Below are 16,519 nucleotides of genomic sequence, written 5' to 3'. Positions count from 1 at the left end.
CGGGTCCGCCCCGGGCCCGCTCAGGCGTTCCACGCCCGGGACGCCGACGGCGGCCCACGCCACCGAGCACACAACCGGCCAAACACAACCGAACACGCGCCACTCAGCACGCGCCACTCAGCACGCGCCACCATGCACACGCCATCCTGCACACGCCATCCGGCTCAGAGGACAAGAAAAGGCATGAATCCGATACGGGAACAGGCAAGCGCCCCGGCCGGCTGGCTGGTCACCGGAGCGGGCGGCATGCTCGGCCGGGATGTGCTGGCCGGGCTGGCCGCCGAGGGCGAGCCGTCCGTCGCGCTGGACCGCGCGGCCCTGGACCTCACCGACCCCGCGGCCGTACGGCAGGCCCTGGAGCGTCACCGCCCCGCGGTGGTCGTCAACTGCGCGGCCTGGACCGCCGTGGACGACGCCGAGACTCGCGAGGACGAGGCACACGCGATCAACGGCGACGGCCCGGCCCACCTCGCGGACGCCTGCGCCCGTACCGGCGCCGTCCTGCTCCACGTCTCCACCGACTATGTCTTCGCCGGCGACGCCACCACGCCGTACGCCGAGGACGCCCCCACCGCGCCGCGCAGCGCCTACGGCCGCACCAAGCTCGCCGGCGAGCAGGCCGTCCTGAAGACCCTCCCGGAGCGCGGCTACGTGGTCCGCACGGCCTGGCTGTACGGCGCGGGCGGCCCCAACTTCGTCCGCACCATGATCCGTCTGGCGGGCGAGCGGGAGACCCTGGACGTCGTCGACGACCAGCGCGGCCAGCCCACCTGGAGCGCCGACCTGGCCGGTCTGCTGCTCGCACTGGGCCGCGGAGCCCTGACCGGCACCGCCCCGGCCGGGGTCTACCACGGCACCAGCTCCGGCGAGACCACCTGGTACGGCCTCACGCGGGAGATCTTCCGCCTCCTCGGCACCGACTCGGACCGGGTCCGCCCCACCACCAGCGCGGCCTTCACCCGCCCCGCCCCCCGACCGACCTACAGCGTCCTCGGCCACGACCGCTTCCGCGCGGCCGGTATCGAGCCGCTGCGCGGCTGGCGCGCGGCCCTCACCGAGGCATTCCCGGAGATCCACCGGGTCCAGACGAAGGAGAATCCGGCGTGACGGTCAAGGTCAGCGTCGTCATCGCGGTCTACAACCCCGGCAAGTACGTCGAGGACTGCGTCTCGTCCGTGCTGCGGCAGAGCCTCGCCCCCGGCGAGTTCGAGGTCTTCTTCGTCGACGACGGCTCCACCGACGAGACGCCCGCCCGCCTGGACCAGCTGGCGGCCGAGCACCCCCATCTCCATGTCATCCACCAGGAGTCCTCCGGCTGGTCCGGCCGCCCCCGCAACACCGGCATCGCGGCCGCCCAGGGCGAGTACGTGATGTTCGTCGACCACGACGACTGGCTCGGCGACGAGGCCCTGGAGCGGATGTACGACTACGGCAAGGCGAACGACGCCGACGTGGTCGTCGGCAAGATGGCGGGCATCGGCCGCCCGGTCCCGCAGGAGCTGTTCCGGGTCAACCAGCCGCACGCCACGGTGGAGAACGCGCCGCTGATCGACAGCCTCACCCCGCACAAGATGTTCCGCCGGGAGTTCCTGAACGAGCACGACATCCGCTTCAAGGAGGGCCGCAGACGACTGGAGGACCACGTCTTCGTCGTCGAGGCGTATCTCCGGGCGAAGAGCGTCGCCGTCCTCGGCGACTACCTGTGCTACTACCACATCGCCCGGGACGACGGCTCCAACGCCGGCTTCCAGCGCTTCGACCCGGTCGGCTACTTCGGCAACCTCCGCGAGGCCCTCGACGTGGTCGAGCGACTCACCGAGCCGGGTCCGCTGCGCGACAGCCTCTACAGCCGCTGGCTGCGTGTCGAGATGGTCGAGCGGCTGCGCGGCAACCGACTGCTCAACCTCCCCGAGGACTATGCCGAGGAGCTCTACCGCGAGATCCGCGGCGTCGTCACCGAACGCTTCGGACCAGGAGTCCTCGCCTGTGTCGGCCCTACCCAGCGGGTGGTCGCCGGTCTGATCTCCGCCGACCTCTACCAGGACGTCCGCGCACTCGCCCACTGGGAGGCCGGGATCAGGCCCACCGGCAGCCTGACCTCCCTGGCCTGGGAGAACGGCACCCTGAACATCGGCTTCAGCGCCGAGTACGAGGTCGACGGCGCCCCGATGACGTTCCGCCGGGACGGCGACCGCGATCTGCTCGGCCTGCCGCTGTCCGAGAAGGCGCTGGAGGCGCTGGTCGCTCAGGGCGTCACCCTGGACGCCCCGGTGGACGACAGCGACGTGGACCTGGTGGTCCGGCACCGCGAGGACGCCACCCAGTACTACCTCCCGCTGGGCAGCGAACCGCACCGGCTGGACACCGGAAGCGACTCCTTCCGGTGGCGGATCACCGGCCGTGCCGTGCTCGACCCGGAGACCGCGGCCGCGGGCGCTCCCCTGACCAAGGGCATCTGGGACCTGCACCTGCGCATCAAGTCCTGCGGCTGGAGCAAGGAGACCCGGCTCGGCGCCGTACGCGGCGAGGACGTGGAGGCCGGGCGCCTGGCCGCGCTCACCGGTGAGCCGAGACGGCTGGTCCTGCCGTACTGGACCGACGGGCCGGGCAATCTCTCCCTCGACGTCGACCAGCACACCGGCAAGCTGGAGCGCGAGGCGGTGGCGCTGATGAACCCGGCCGCGGCCGTGGTCGACGGCGCGACCGTCCGGCTCCCGCTGCCGCTGCACGTCACGGCGGACACCTCGGACCCGGTGCTGCTGCGCTTCGAGCGCAAGAACGTGGGCAAGTTCCCCGCCGACGCCGTGGTGGACGGCCGTACCGTGAGCGCCCCGCTGCCGCTGGAGAAGCTCACCGTGAACCGCTGGGCGGTCCGGATCGGTGTGCCGTCCCCTGCCCGTGGCGGGGCACACTGGACCCGGCTCCCGATCGACGTGGTGGTGGACGCCGACGGCACCGCCAAGGTGATCGACCGGCACACCCCCTCGGCCAAGCCCGCCGTGCAACAGGCCGCCCCGCCGCGTCCGTTGTGGCGCCGGGCCGCCGGGCGCCTCAAGCGTGCCCTGACCAACCAGCAGAAGAAGAGCTGAGGACCCCGAGATGCGACCTCTTTCGATTTCCGGCGCCTGGGTGCACGAACCGAAGGTCTTCCCCGACGGCCGGGGCAGCTTCCACGAGTGGTTCAAGGCCCCGGTCTTCGCCGAGGCGGCCGGCCACCCGTTCAGCCTGGCCCAGGCCAACATGTCCGTCTCCAGCCGGGGCACCCTGCGCGGCATCCACTTCGCCGACGTGCCGCCCGGCCAGGCCAAGTACGTCAAGTGTGTGCGCGGCGCGGTCCTCGACGTGATCGTGGACATCCGGACCGGCTCGCCCACCTTCGGCCAGTGGGAGGCGGCCAGGCTGGACGACCAGGACCACCACGCGGTCTACCTCTCCGAGGGCCTCGGGCACGGCTTCATGGCGCTCACCGAGGACGCCACCGTGGTCTACCTCTGCTCCGAGGGCTACGCGCCCGAGCGGGAGCACGGCATCCACCCGCTCGACCCGGCCCTCGGCATCGACTGGCCCGCGGACCTCACCCCGCAGCTCTCCGCCAAGGACGAGCAGGCGCCGACCCTGGCCGAGGCCCGCGAACAGGGCCTGCTGCCCTCCTACGAGGAGTGCGTGGCCTACCGGGAGAGCCTCGGCGGCTGAACCGGGGCCTCCGGTTACGACCGGCCGCACACCCGCGTACCCAGGCCTGGTTTGACCCCTTCGGCCCCGTCCCCGTAACCTGGACCGTCGGCGTGTCCCTAGACGTGCCACATCCCCGTAAACCTCATCCTCCAGGGCACTGGGTGCTCCGGAGAGGCCGTTCGCGTGCCGGGTGGCTGGACTGCGGGGGTGCCGTTCCCGAGCGAGAGAGTGAGACCCGCGTGTACGCCATCGTGCGCAGCGGTGGTCGACAGCACAAGGTTGCTGTCGGCGACATCGTTGAGGTTGACAAGATTTCCACTGCCAAGGTTGGCGACACGGTCGAGCTCTCGACCCTGCTCGTTGTCGACGGCGAGGCTGTGACCAGCGACCCGTGGGTGCTGGCCGGCATCAAGGTCCAGGCCGAGGTCGTGGACCACCACAAGGGTGTGAAGATCGACATCCTTCGCTACAAGAACAAGACCGGCTACCGCCGTCGTCAGGGCCACCGCCAGCAGTACACGGCGATCAAGGTCACTGAGATCCCCGCGGCTGCGAAGTAAGGGACTGAGGAGAGATGGCACATAAGAAGGGCGCATCGTCCACCCGTAACGGTCGTGACTCCAACGCTCAGCGCCTCGGCGTGAAGCGCTTCGGCGGTCAGGTCGTCAACGCGGGTGAGATCCTGGTCCGCCAGCGCGGCACCCACTTCCACCCCGGCGCGGGCGTCGGCCGTGGCGGCGACGACACGCTGTTCGCCCTGCTCCCCGGTTCGGTGCAGTTCGGCACCCACCGTGGCCGCAAGGTCGTGAACATCGTTCCGGTCGCCTGATCGGAAGCTTTCGCGAGGCGGACCTCACTTCCCTCACGGGAAGCGGGTCCGCCTTTCGCGTGTTGATCCAAGAACAATTCCGTACGTAACTGGAGGCACATCCCATGACCACCTTCGTGGACCGCGTCGAGCTGCACGTCGCCGCGGGTAGCGGAGGTCACGGCTGTGCCTCCGTCCACCGTGAGAAATTCAAGCCGCTGGGCGGGCCCGACGGCGGCAACGGCGGACGCGGCGGCGACGTGATCCTCACCGTCGACCAGTCCGTCACCACGCTGCTCGACTACCACCACTCCCCGCACCGCAAGGCCACCAGCGGCAAGCCCGGCGAGGGCGGCAACCGCTCTGGCAAGGACGGCCAGGACCTGGTGCTGCCGGTCCCGGACGGCACCGTCATCATGGACAAGGCGGGCAACGTGCTCGCCGACATGGTCGGCCACGGGACGTCGTACGTCCCCGCGCAGGGCGGCCGGGGCGGGCTCGGCAACGCGGCGCTGGCCTCCGCCCGCCGCAAGGCGCCCGGGTTCGCGCTGCTCGGCGAGCCGGGTGGCCTGCAGGACATCGTCCTGGAGCTGAAGACCGTCGCCGATGTGGCGCTGGTGGGCTACCCGAGCGCCGGCAAGTCGTCCCTCATCTCCGTGCTGAGCGCCGCCAAGCCGAAGATCGCGGACTACCCGTTCACCACCCTGGTGCCCAACCTGGGCGTCGTCACGGCCGGCTCGACCGTCTACACGATCGCCGACGTGCCCGGACTCATCCCGGGCGCCAGCCAGGGCAAGGGGCTCGGCCTGGAGTTCCTGCGGCACGTGGAGCGGTGCAGTGTGCTCGTGCACGTACTGGACACGGCGACCCTGGAGTCCGACCGCGACCCGGTCTCCGACCTGGACATCATCGAGGCCGAGCTGCGCGAGTACGGCGGCCTCGACAACCGCCCCCGCATCGTCGTCCTGAACAAGATCGATGTACCGGACGGCAAGGACCTCGCCGAGTTGGTGCGGCCGGACCTGGAGGCGCGCGGCTACCGGGTCTTCGAGGTGTCGGCCGTGGCGCACATGGGCCTGAAGGAGCTGTCGTTCGGCCTGGCCGAGCTGGTCGCCAAGTCGCGGGCCGCCAAGCCCACGGAGGAGGCGACCCGGATCGTCATCCGGCCCAAGGCCGTGGACGACGCCGGCTTCACCGTCACGCCCGAGGACGAGAACCTGTTCCGCGTGCGCGGCGAGAAGCCCGAACGCTGGGTGCGGCAGACCGACTTCAGCAACGACGAGGCCGTCGGCTATCTCGCCGACCGGCTCAACCGCCTCGGTGTGGAAGCGGAGTTGATGAAGGCGGGCGCCCGGTCCGGCGACGGCGTCGCGATCGGCCCCGAGGACAACGCGGTCGTCTTCGACTGGGAGCCGACGATGATGGCCGGCGCCGAGATGCTCGGCCGCCGTGGCGAGGACCACCGCTTGGAGGAGCCCCGGCCCGCCACGCAGCGACGCCGCGACAAGCAGGCGGAGCGGGACGAGGCGACGAAGGAGTTCGACGACTTCGAGCCGTTCTAGTCGCACGGCACGCCGACAGGACGAGTTAACTCCAGGAAAAATTTCGGCATACGGAAGGGCAACCAACCGTCGCTCCGGCTCGTCGTAGTGGGCAGTGCGGATGAGGATCTTGAAAAACTCTCCGCGGTCAACTGCCCTTCGACAGCCGGAGTCGACGTGCCCGAGCCTGTTCCTTCCCGCGGCGGCCGACGTGCCCTCATGGTCGCCCTCGCCCTGCTGGCGGTCGGCGCCACCGGGTCGCCGGTCGCCCAGGCGGCCGAGGCGGAGCCGGGCCTGCGGCAGGACTTCAACGGCGACGGTTACGAGGACCTCGCCGTCGCCGCTCCCCACGCGACGGTGAGCGGCAAGGCCGGAGCCGGGTACGTCGCCGTGCTGTACGGGTCGGCGAGCGGGCTCAAGGCCGCCTCCAAGAAGGTGTACACGCAGGCCTCCGCCGGAATACCCGGCACGCCGGAGGCGGACGACCTCTTCGGTTCCGAGCTGACCGCGGCCGACCTGGACGGGGACGGATTCTCCGATCTGGTGGTCGAGTCCGGCAACGAGCAGTGGGAGCAGGGCGGCATCGCACGGCAGGGCGACCGGACCGTGCTGTGGGGCGCCAGTGGCGGCTTCAGCTCCGGGAAGGTCCTGCCCGCCGTGGGCAGCGGCCCGTACCAGGGCGGGGTCACGGTCACCGGAGACTTCGACGGCGACGGACACCAGGACCTGCTCAAGCCCGGTCTCGTGCAGTACGGACCGTTCGGCCGGGACGGTCTGCCCGCCTCCGCCCGCACCGACACCGAACTCGTCGACGGCGACATCGAGTTGGCCGACTTCGTGGCCGGTGACGTGGACGGCGACGGCATCACCGACCTCGTCACCCACGCCCGCTCCTACGACCCGGACGACGAGGGCGACCGCGGCGACCACCTGCTCTACGTGCGCGGCGGCCGCGACGGCCTCCAACCCCCCGTCGTCCTGCGGGACCCGCGGGGCGAGCGGATCGGCGCCGGTCTTTCTCTGGCCCTCGGCGACGTCAACGGCGACCACCGCGCGGACATCGTCGTGGGCGGCGACTCGCTCGACGTCATCGACGGCACCGCGAACGGCCCCGCCGCGTCCCGGGCGCCCCGCGTGATCACCCAGGACAGCCCCGGTGTGCCAGGCGTCGACGAGCCGGAGGACGCCTTCGGTTACGACGTCTCGGTCGGCGACGTCGACGGCGACGGTTACGGGGACATCCTGGCCGGCGACCCGTACGAGGCCCTCGACGGGCTGAAGCAGGCCGGGACCTTCGCCGTCGTCCCCGGCGGGCCGAACGGGCCGACCGGCGCCGGCACCAAGGTGTTCGGTCAGAACAGCGCCAAGGTGCCGGGCGCCGCCGAGCAGGGCGACCGCTTCGGCGAGAACACCACCCTCGTCGATGGCGACGGTGACGGCAGAGCGGAGCCGGTCGTGGCGGCGATCGCCGAGAACGCGTACGCCGGTGCGGTCTGGGTGCTGCGCTCCGGTGCCGCCGGGGCCACGGCGGACGGTTCCTTCTCCTTCGGCGCGGGCACCCTCGGCACGGTCGCGGACGGTGCCCGGCTCGGCGACGAGTTCCCGCGCTGAGTCCCGCACCCGGGGCGTGCGGCCCCTGCCCCTCCGTAGACCCGTCGCGTGTCGGCACCGCGCGCCCGCGTGCACCCCCGCCGCGCGGTCCCACCAGGCATCCCCCCACTCGTACCACCCGATCACAGGAGCACCATGAGCAAGCGCAGGATCGGCCGAGGGCTCGCACTCGCGGCCGCGGTCACCGTCACCACGGCCGTCATCGCCCCGGTGGCCGCCGCCGACACCGCCTCCGCAACCGCCTCCGCCGTGTCCCGGCCGCAGGACGACTTCAACGGCGACGGCTACGCGGACCTCGCGGTGGCCGCGCCCGAGGCGACCGTCGACGGCAAGACGAAGGCCGGATACGTGGCCGTGCTGTACGGCTCGGCGAACGGGCTGAAGACCTCGACCAAGCAGGTGTTCAGCCAGAACACGGCGGGCGTCCCGGGCGCCGCCGAGACGGACGACCAGTTCGGCAGCGCGCTCGCGACCGCCGACCTGGACCAGGACGGCTACGCGGACCTGGTCGTCGGCGCCGGCGGCGAGGACACCGAGTCCGGGGGCGTCAACTCCGGCTATGTGCAGGTCATATGGGGCGGCGCCCAGGGGCTCTCGGCGAGCTCCTCGCTGGCCACCGGCCGCAACAACGAGGGCTCGTGGGCTGAACTCGGCTCGCACGGCGCGCTCACGGTCGGCGATGTCGACGGTGACGGCGCGGCGGACCTGGTGGCCGTCGAGGAGAACTACAAACTCCGGGTCGTCAAGGGCCCGTTCGGGCGGGACGGCGCCACCAACGGCGGCGAGCAGATCGTCCAGGACGACTCCGACCCGCGTTTTCTGGACCTGGCCACCGGTGACGTGAACGGCGACGGCGTCGACGACGTCGTCGGGACCATGCACGACGGTGACGAGTACGACGCCCGCCGCATCACCTACTGGCAGGGCACGCCGGACGGCCTCAAGCAGGGCGTGTGGGTCGCGGGCGCCGACGGTCAGCGGCTGCAGGGCGGCGAGTCCGTCGACCTCGGCGACGTGAACGCGGACGGCTACGACGACATCGTCGTGGGCCGCAACGACGGCTACGACAGCGACCTCATGACGCCGATCCCCAAGGGCGGCCGGATCGCCGTCGTGCCCGGCAGCGCGAACGGTCCCGCGGGCGCGAAGGCGACCTACCTCAACCAGGACAGCCCCGGTGTCCCGGGCGCCGCCGAGCAGGGCGACGCCTTCGGCTCCGACGTGTCGGTCGCCGACGTCAACGGCGACGGCTACGCGGACGTCGCGGCGGGCGTGCCCGGCGAGGACTTCGACGGGATCACCAACGCCGGCAGCGCGGTCGTGCTGCGCGGCACCGCCGGTGGTCTGACCGGCACCGGCACCCAGTCCTTCAGCCAGGACACCGAGGGCGTGCCCGGCGCGGCGGAGAACGCCGACCTCTTCGGCCGGACCGCCCGTCTCCTGGACGCCAACCACGACGGCCGCGCCGAACTCGCGGTCGGCGCCACCGGTGAGAACGCGAACGCCGGATCGGTGTGGGCGTTCCCGGCGACGGCGTCCGGCATCACGGCGACGGGCTCGTTCACCTTCGGCGCCGGCACCCTCGGCACCGTCGCGGCGAACGCACGGCTCGGCTCGGGGTTCGCCAACTGAGCGGATCACACCGACGGACACACCCGGGGGACTGAACAAACCCGGCGAACCGGACCGGCCTTTTGGCTGAACTTAGCCCGGCGAAACGTCAACTGACGACTCGTAAGACCCGTTGCGACCAACTAACGTTCACCGTGTGGTTCCCGTGTCGCAACGGGTCTTCCGTTGTCTTCCTATCTGTCATGCACGCGAAGGCCTGTGTTCAGCGGGCGGACCGCCCGACAGGCCAGCTTCCAAATGTCCACGAGGCAAGCGAGGCAGGGGAGTTCGCCCGATGACCGGAGCAGTATCGCCCGACCGACGCAGATTCCTGACTGGTGGCGCCGCCGTACTCGGCGCCGCGGCCTCCGCGCAGCTGTGGCTGCCGGGGACCGCCCGAGCGGCCGAGACCAAGCTCCCCGACGGGGTGTTCAGCCTCGGTGTCGCCTCCGGCGATCCGCTGCCGGACGGCGTGGTGATCTGGACGCGACTCGCTCCCGACCCGCTGAACGGCGGCGGCATGCCGGACGCCACGGTGCCGGTGCGGTGGGAGGTCGCCGAGGACGAGCGCTTCAAAAAGGTCGCCCGCCGCGGCACCACCCAGGCCCGGCCCACGTACGGGCACAGCGTTCACGTTGATGTACGGGGTCTGCGTGCGGGCCGTACGTACTGGTACCGCTTCCGTGCCGCGGGCCAGCTCTCGCGCACCGGACGCACCCGTACCGCCCCCGCCGCGACCAGCTCAGGCGACAGCCTGAGGGTCGCGCTCGCCTCCTGCCAGAACTGGCAGCACGGCTATTTCACGCCATACGCCGACATGCTGGCCCAGGACCCCGACGTGGTCCTGTTCGTCGGCGACTACATCTACGAGTCGACGCCCTCGGCGACGGCCGTCCGGCGACACGAGGGCACCGGTGAGCCGTACAGCCTCACCCAGTACCGCAACCGGTACGCCCAGTACCGCGGCGACCCCGACCTCGCGGAGATGCACGCCAACGCGCCCTTCGTGGTCAGCTTCGACGACCACGAGGTCGACAACGACTTCGCCGGCGACATCCCGCAGGACCCGGACAAGCAGTCCCACGACGCGTTCGTGGCCCGGCTGACCGCGGCCTACCAGGCGTACTACGAGCACATGCCGGTGCGCGCCACGGCGGTGCCGAACGGGCCGCACATCCGGATGCACCGCCGCCTGGAGTTCGGCCGCCTGGTCCGGCTCAACGTGCTGGACACCCGGCAGTTCCGCAGCGACCAGGCGACCAGTCAGACCGGCGCCCAGGACCCGAGCCTGACCATGCTGGGCGCCCAGCAGGAGAGGTGGCTCCTCGACGGGCTGCACCGCTCGCCGGCCCGCTGGAACCTGATCGCGTCGCAGATCATGATGGCCGAGACGGACCTCCAGATCGGCGAGGGCAAGCTCTGGTACTACGACGCCTGGGACGGCTACCAGGCCGAACGCAACGCCCTGCTGGAGGAGTTCAAGAGCGTCCGCAACCCGGTCGTGCTCAGCGGCGACCGGCATCTGACGATGATCAGCGACCTCAAGGAGGACTACGCGAACGCGAAGTCCGCGACCGTCGGCGCCGAGTTCGTCGGTACCTCCATCTCCAGCAACGGCGACCAGGACCAGGCGGCCTTCCACAAGGAGTGGGACCCGCGCATGGCGGACAACCCGCACTGGAAGCTGCTCGACGCCCACCGCGGCTACCACCTCTTCGACATCCGCCGCGACCGCATCGACGCGCGGGTCCGGGTCGTCGACACGGTGCTCAAGCCCCAGTCCACGCCCAGCACGCTGGCCAGGCTGCGGGTCGACGCGGGAAGGCCCGGCGTCCGTCCGGTGTGACCCGGACCCGTCCGGTGTGACCCGGATGGACCTGTTGTGTGGCCCGGATTCATGAAACCTGTGTGACGGGAGCCTGGGACTCATCTGTGTCCCAGGTCTCTCTCAGCACAGTCTCAGGCAATCCTCTTACCGTCCTCTGACCATGGAGACGGACTGTACGAGACACGACGAACCGGTGATCGCCCCGCTGCCCACCGGCACCCGGCTGCTGCACATAGGCCCGCACAAGACCGGCACGACCGCCATCCAGAGCGCGCTGTTCGCGGCGAAGGAGGCGATGGCCGAGCACGGCGTCGCCTTCCCGGCCGCCACCCGCCACCCCATGGAAGCCGTCCTCGCCGCGTGCGCCCGCCCGGGCATGATGGGCGATGTCCGGCCCACCGAGCGGCATTGGCAGCGGCTCGTGGAGCAGGTGCGCGCCAGCGGCCGGCACACCTGCGTGATCAGCAGCGAGTTCTTCGCCGACGCCCCGGACCACGAGACCGTCGCCCGGGTCGTGGCGGACCTCGGAGGCGACCGGGCGCACATTGTGGTCACCCTGCGCCCGCTGGCGCGGATCATGCCCTCGCAGTGGCAGCAGTACGTGCAGAACGGCCTGCGGATGGGTTACGAGGAGTGGCTGGAGCACATGCTCCTCAAGGCCCCGTACGAGCAGCCCAACCCCAGCTTCTGGCGCCGGCACCGGCATGACCGGCTCGTGGAGCGCTGGGTCCGGGTGGTCGGGCCGGAGCGGGTCACCGTCGTGGTGGTCGACGACCGCGACCGCGGCGGGCTGATGCGCACCTTCGAGCGACTTCTCGGACTGCCTGAGAATCTCCTGCAACCGGTTCCGGACGCGGCGAATCGTTCCCTTACCCTCGCCGAGACCGAAATGCTGCGGAATCTTAACAAGGAATTCCGCGGTAATGGACTCCCCGACGAGCTCTATTCCCAGCTCGTGCGATACGGCGCCGTGATGCACATGAAGAACGCCTGCCATCCCGGCCCGCACGACGTGAAGATCGGCACCCCGCGGTGGGCTCTGGAGGCCGCCGCCGGAATCGGCACCCAGATGGCCGAGCGGATCGGCTCGACGGGTGTGCGCGTCCTGGGTGATCCGGCGCTGCTGTCCGCCGTGCCGAAGCCCGCCGGGGAGACCGCGACGCCGGAGCCCGAGGGCCCCCTGATCGCTCCCGAGGTCGCCGCCCAGGCGCTCTACGGCGTGCTCGCGGCGGCCGCGGCGGCACCGATCGGACACACCACGCCCACCAAGGCGCGCACGGTTCACCAGACCCCGTCCAAGGAACTCGTTCGGGTGCTGGGCCACCGTTGCCTGCGGAAGCTGCGACGACATTGAGGCGGCGGGTGTTACGCTCCGCAATGGCGGACGCCTGTGGAGTTACTCACAGCAATTCCCGGGCCGTCACCCGTCCGGCGGAACGGACTCACTCAATCACCAGCAGTGCAAGATGAATGTCGGGTTGCGCGCGCATATGCAGTGAACGGCGCTCACCTTGCACTGCGGTAACCCTGAGTGGGACCATTTCCACGTTCCCTGTCGCCCCAAGGTAGGTCAACCTGTGTCACAGCACATAGCCAAGCCCCGTAACACCGCAGTGATCCTGGCCGGCGGCACCGGCCAGCGCGTGGGTCTGTCGATCCCCAAGCAGCTGCTGAAGATCGCCGGCAAGGCAGTCATCGAGCACACCCTGACCACCTTCGAGAAGGCCGACTCGATCGACGACATCATCGTGCTGATGGCGCCGGGCTATGTGCCGGACATCGAGAAGATCGTCGCCAAGGCGGGGTTCAAGAAGGTCAAGAAGGTCATCGAGGGCGGTACCACCCGCAACGAGACGACCGAGCGCGCCATCGCCGCCCTGGGCGAGGGGCTGGCGGACGGCGAGGACCGCAACGTCCTGTTCCACGACGCCGTACGCCCCCTGCTGTCGCGGCGCGTCATCGACGACTGCGTCATCGCCCTGGAGCGCTTCCAGGCCGTCGACGTCGCCATCCCGTCCGCGGACACCATCATCGTCACGCGCACGCACGGTGACGACGGCGAGTTCATCACCGAGATCCCGGACCGCTCCCGGCTGCGCCGCGGCCAGACGCCCCAGGCGTTCAAGCTGTCCACGATCAAGCGGGCCTACGAGGTCGCGGCCGGCGACCCCAACTTTCAGGCCACGGACGACTGCTCGGTCGTACTCAAGTACCTGCCGGACGTGCCGATCCACGTCGTGGCGGGCGACGAGTACAACATGAAGGTCACTCAGCCGGTCGACGTCTTCATCGCCGACAAGCTGTTCCAACTCGCCTCCACCGCCACGCCCGAGCAGAAGGGCGAGGAGCTCTACCACGAGCTGCTGACCGGCAAGACGGTCGTCGTCTTCGGCGGTTCGTACGGCATCGGCAAGGACATCGCGGAACTCGCCGAGTCCTACGGCGCCAAGGTGTACGCGCTCGGCCGCTCCACCACCGGTACCCACGTCGAGAACCCGGAGGAGGTCGACGACGCGCTGTCCAAGGCGTACGGCGAGACCGGGCGCATCGACTACGTCGTCAACACCGCGGGCGTGCTGCGCATCGGCAAGCTGGCCGAGACCGACAACGCGACCATCGAGGAAGCGCTGAAGGTCAACTACCTGGCCCCGGTGCAGATCGCCCGTTCGTCCTACAAGTACCTCGCCGAGACCAAGGGGCAGCTGCTGCTGTACACCTCCAGCAGCTACACCCGCGGCCGCGCCGAGTACAGCCTCTACTCCTCCACCAAGGCCGCCATGGTGAACCTCACCCAGGCCCTGTCCGACGAGTGGGCCGGTGACGGCATCCGGGTGAACTGTGTGAACCCGGAGCGCACCGCCACCCCGATGCGCACCAAGGCCTTCGGCCAGGAGCCGACGGGGAGCCTGCTGTCCTCCGAGGCGGTCGCCCGTACCTCGCTCGACGTGCTGCTCTCCGAGCTGACCGGTCACGTCATCGACGTCCGCCAGCAGGACCCGACGGCGGCGGCCGGTCAGGCCTCCGGCTTCGAGGCGGCCCTGGCCAGTGTCCTGGATCGCCAGGACGGCGTGGCATAATCAACGGCAAATAGTCCTCTGTTGTTCAGGCCTCTGCGGCTGCCCGTTCACGGTGCATTCGCAGGGGCCTGAGCCGTAAAATCCCGGAGTCTTCACCATTCGTTTTCCGGACCTTTTCGGCAATGGCAACCGGCACCCCTCCCAGAGCAGGTTCTCCGTGATATCCACCGCTATTCGCGTCGCCCGGGTCGGCAGCGCGGCCGAGCTGGCCGCGGCGGTCCTCATGATCGCGGGCTACCCCGCCCTCATGCTGGCCGCGCTCGTTCCGAGCGTGCCCGCCTTCGCGGCCGCGACCGCCGTGACGTACCTGGCGGATCACTATCTGCACCGCAAGGGCAGCTATCTGATCAACCGCCTCAGCAAGGTGCGCGCGGGGCTGTCGATCCGCTTCCTGATCAGGCAACTCCTGCTGATCCTGTTGCTGGCCCGGCTCGACCTCTCGGACAGCCTGGTCTTCTACGGAGCGACGGCCTGCTTCATCGCGTTCTACGGCCTCCAGGCCCCGCACGGCGCTCTGGTGACCCTGATCCGCAACCGGCGGCGGATGCCGGTCGCCACCCGCAACGTCGACCTGGCCGCCCGCATCCGCATCCCGGACGCCCCGCCGAAGCGCCTGCTGGACCGCTCCGCCGAGAAGATGCTCCACCTCGACCTCGCGGCCGTGATCGGCATACTCGTGTCCGCGCAGCTGGACTCGGCCCTGGCCGGTTTCATCGGCATCGGCGTCACGCTGGTCGTCGGCACCCTCTACGTCCTCGCGCTGATGCCGTACGTGCGCGGCCGCAAGGTCCCGCCGAACGCGGAGAAGGTGCTGGCCGCGGTGGACGGCTGGCTGGCCGAGTACCGGCCCGAGACGGTGCTGTACTTCTCCGGTTCCAGGGACTCCGCCTACCAGGTCAACATGTGGCTGGAGACCATGGAGCAGCTGGACTCCAGGCCGCTGATCATCCTGCGTGAGCGGTCCGGCCTGCAGAACCTGGCGCCCACCACGGTCCCTGTCGTCTGCGTGCCCGGAGGGGTGCACCTGATGAACATGGACCTGTCGACCGTGCGGGTCGCGCTGTACGCGGCGAACGTCGGCAAGAACATCCACCTGCTGCGGGCGCCCACCATGAAGCACGTCTTCATCGGCCACGGCGACAGCGACAAGCTGGCCAGCGTCAACCCGTTCAGCAAGGTCTACGACGAGGTGTGGACCGCGGGCCGCGCGGGCCGCGACCGCTACGCCATCGCCGACGTCGGTGTCCGCGACGACGACATCGTCGAGGTCGGCCGCCCGCAGCTGGCGCCGATCCAGATCTGGCAGGGCGGGAGCGAGGCGCCCGGCAGCGCCGCCGACGGAGGCTGCCCCACGGTCCTGTACGCGCCCACCTGGGAGGGCTGGGACGACAACCCCGGCAACACCTCCATCCTGCTGGCCGGCGAGAACATCGTGAAGCAGCTGGTCAACGCCGACCCGCCGGTCCGTGTCCTGTACAAGCCGCACCCCTTCACCGGCACCCGCAGCGCCCTGGCCAAGGTCGCCCACCAGCGGATCATCGCCCTGGTCGCGAAGGCCGCCGCCGATCGGGCCGTCGACCCGCGCTTCACCGTCGACGCGGCCTCCCAGACGAAGGCCAAGGCGGACCTGGCCCGCATAGACGCCCGGATCGCCGAGCTGGTCGGCGGCCGCGACGAGAAGGGCGACGAGGCCGAGGCCACCCGTGACGGCCTGGTCGACGTCAAGAAGCACGAGGAGATCGCCCGGCTGCGGGCCGAGTGGAACGACGCGTACTGGCGTTCCTTCCCGGCCTGGGAGCACCGGGTCATCAAGGGCGCCCAGCCGCGCCTGTACGACTGCTTCAACGTCTCCGACGCGATGGTCTCCGACATCTCCAGCGTGGTCTCCGACTTCATCGCGAGCGGCAAGCCGTACGCGGTCACGGACTCCGCGGAGCTGGGTGTGGAGGAGTTCAAGCGGCAGAACACGGCGGTGCGCGCCGCGGTGATCCTGTCCAACAGCGCGGCCGAGCTGGGCGAACTGCTGGACGCGGTCCGCGCCCCCGACGCCGATCCGCTGGCCGAGGACCGGGGCGAGCTGAAGCAGTATCTGCTGGGCCCGGACGAGCCGACCTCCATCGAGCAGTTCAACACCGCGGTGGCGAACCTCGCGATCAAGGCCGAGACGCGCAATGTCGGCCAGGAGTCACGGGCGGCGGCCGGAGCGGCCGGGGCCGAGGAGGGACTGGCCGACGCGATGCTCGCACCGCGGACGTCGACGACCGGGGAGGCGGACGGCGTGACGGCATGAGGGCCTGACGGTGTGACAGCGTGACGGCGCGCTGATCCGACGTCTTTGACGGCTGGGCCCGGTTTTCGAGGAGTGATC

At 70.3% G+C, this 16,519-nt stretch carries 12 protein-coding genes; all 12 read left to right on the top strand.

Features of this window, described 5'->3' with window-relative positions:
- Nucleotides 1–183 precede the first annotated feature (183 nt).
- The 12 genes from rfbD to AB0H86_RS14135 all read left to right on the top strand — a co-directional run bounded on the left by rfbD (nt 184) and on the right by AB0H86_RS14135 (nt 16,441).
- Nucleotides 184–1,107: a dTDP-4-dehydrorhamnose reductase gene (gene rfbD, locus AB0H86_RS14190; protein WP_362436986.1), complete on the top strand. Its 924-nt coding sequence runs from the start codon at nt 184–186 to the stop codon at nt 1,105–1,107.
- Nucleotides 1,104–3,089: a glycosyltransferase gene (locus tag AB0H86_RS14185; RefSeq protein ID WP_362436984.1), complete on the top strand. Its 1,986-nt coding sequence runs from the start codon at nt 1,104–1,106 to the stop codon at nt 3,087–3,089. Before rfbD ends, AB0H86_RS14185 begins: the two co-directional genes overlap by 4 nt.
- A gap of 10 nt (nt 3,090–3,099) precedes the next feature.
- Nucleotides 3,100–3,693, top strand: a complete 594-nt coding sequence (gene rfbC, locus AB0H86_RS14180; RefSeq protein ID WP_362436982.1) for a dTDP-4-dehydrorhamnose 3,5-epimerase — start codon at nt 3,100–3,102, stop codon at nt 3,691–3,693.
- 221 nt (nt 3,694–3,914) lie between these two features.
- Nucleotides 3,915–4,235, top strand: coding sequence for a 50S ribosomal protein L21 (rplU, locus tag AB0H86_RS14175; protein ID WP_030601628.1), 321 nt, complete (start codon nt 3,915–3,917; stop codon nt 4,233–4,235).
- A 14-nt stretch (nt 4,236–4,249) separates the two neighbouring features.
- On the top strand, nt 4,250–4,504 hold the full coding sequence (gene rpmA, locus AB0H86_RS14170) for a 50S ribosomal protein L27 (RefSeq protein ID WP_356769802.1): 255 nt from the start codon (nt 4,250–4,252) through the stop codon (nt 4,502–4,504).
- Nucleotides 4,505–4,608: 104 nt separating this feature from the next.
- Complete coding sequence (gene obgE, locus AB0H86_RS14165) at nt 4,609–6,045, top strand: GTPase ObgE (protein ID WP_362436980.1); 1,437 nt, start codon at nt 4,609–4,611, stop codon at nt 6,043–6,045.
- A gap of 156 nt (nt 6,046–6,201) precedes the next feature.
- A complete protein-coding gene (locus tag AB0H86_RS14160; protein ID WP_362436978.1) occupies nt 6,202–7,635 on the top strand; it encodes an FG-GAP-like repeat-containing protein in 1,434 nt (477 codons plus the stop codon).
- Nucleotides 7,636–7,770: 135 nt separating this feature from the next.
- Nucleotides 7,771–9,267, top strand: a complete 1,497-nt coding sequence (locus AB0H86_RS14155; RefSeq protein WP_362436976.1) for an FG-GAP-like repeat-containing protein — start codon at nt 7,771–7,773, stop codon at nt 9,265–9,267.
- 274 nt (nt 9,268–9,541) lie between these two features.
- Entirely contained in the window at nt 9,542–11,092 is a 1,551-nt protein-coding gene (locus AB0H86_RS14150; RefSeq protein WP_362436974.1) for an alkaline phosphatase D family protein, read from the top strand.
- Nucleotides 11,093–11,234: 142 nt separating this feature from the next.
- Complete coding sequence (locus tag AB0H86_RS14145; protein ID WP_362436972.1) at nt 11,235–12,428, top strand: hypothetical protein; 1,194 nt, start codon at nt 11,235–11,237, stop codon at nt 12,426–12,428.
- Nucleotides 12,429–12,651: 223 nt separating this feature from the next.
- Nucleotides 12,652–14,151: a bifunctional cytidylyltransferase/SDR family oxidoreductase gene (locus AB0H86_RS14140; RefSeq protein WP_362436970.1), complete on the top strand. Its 1,500-nt coding sequence runs from the start codon at nt 12,652–12,654 to the stop codon at nt 14,149–14,151.
- Between the two features lie 157 nt (nt 14,152–14,308).
- Entirely contained in the window at nt 14,309–16,441 is a 2,133-nt protein-coding gene (locus tag AB0H86_RS14135; protein ID WP_362436968.1) for a hypothetical protein, read from the top strand.
- Nucleotides 16,442–16,519: the final 78 nt, after the last annotated feature.

This window comes from Streptomyces sp. NPDC050997 (genome assembly GCF_040660135.1).
Classification (GTDB): domain Bacteria; phylum Actinomycetota; class Actinomycetes; order Streptomycetales; family Streptomycetaceae; genus Streptomyces.
This window is presented reverse-complemented; position numbering and strand designations above follow the sequence as displayed.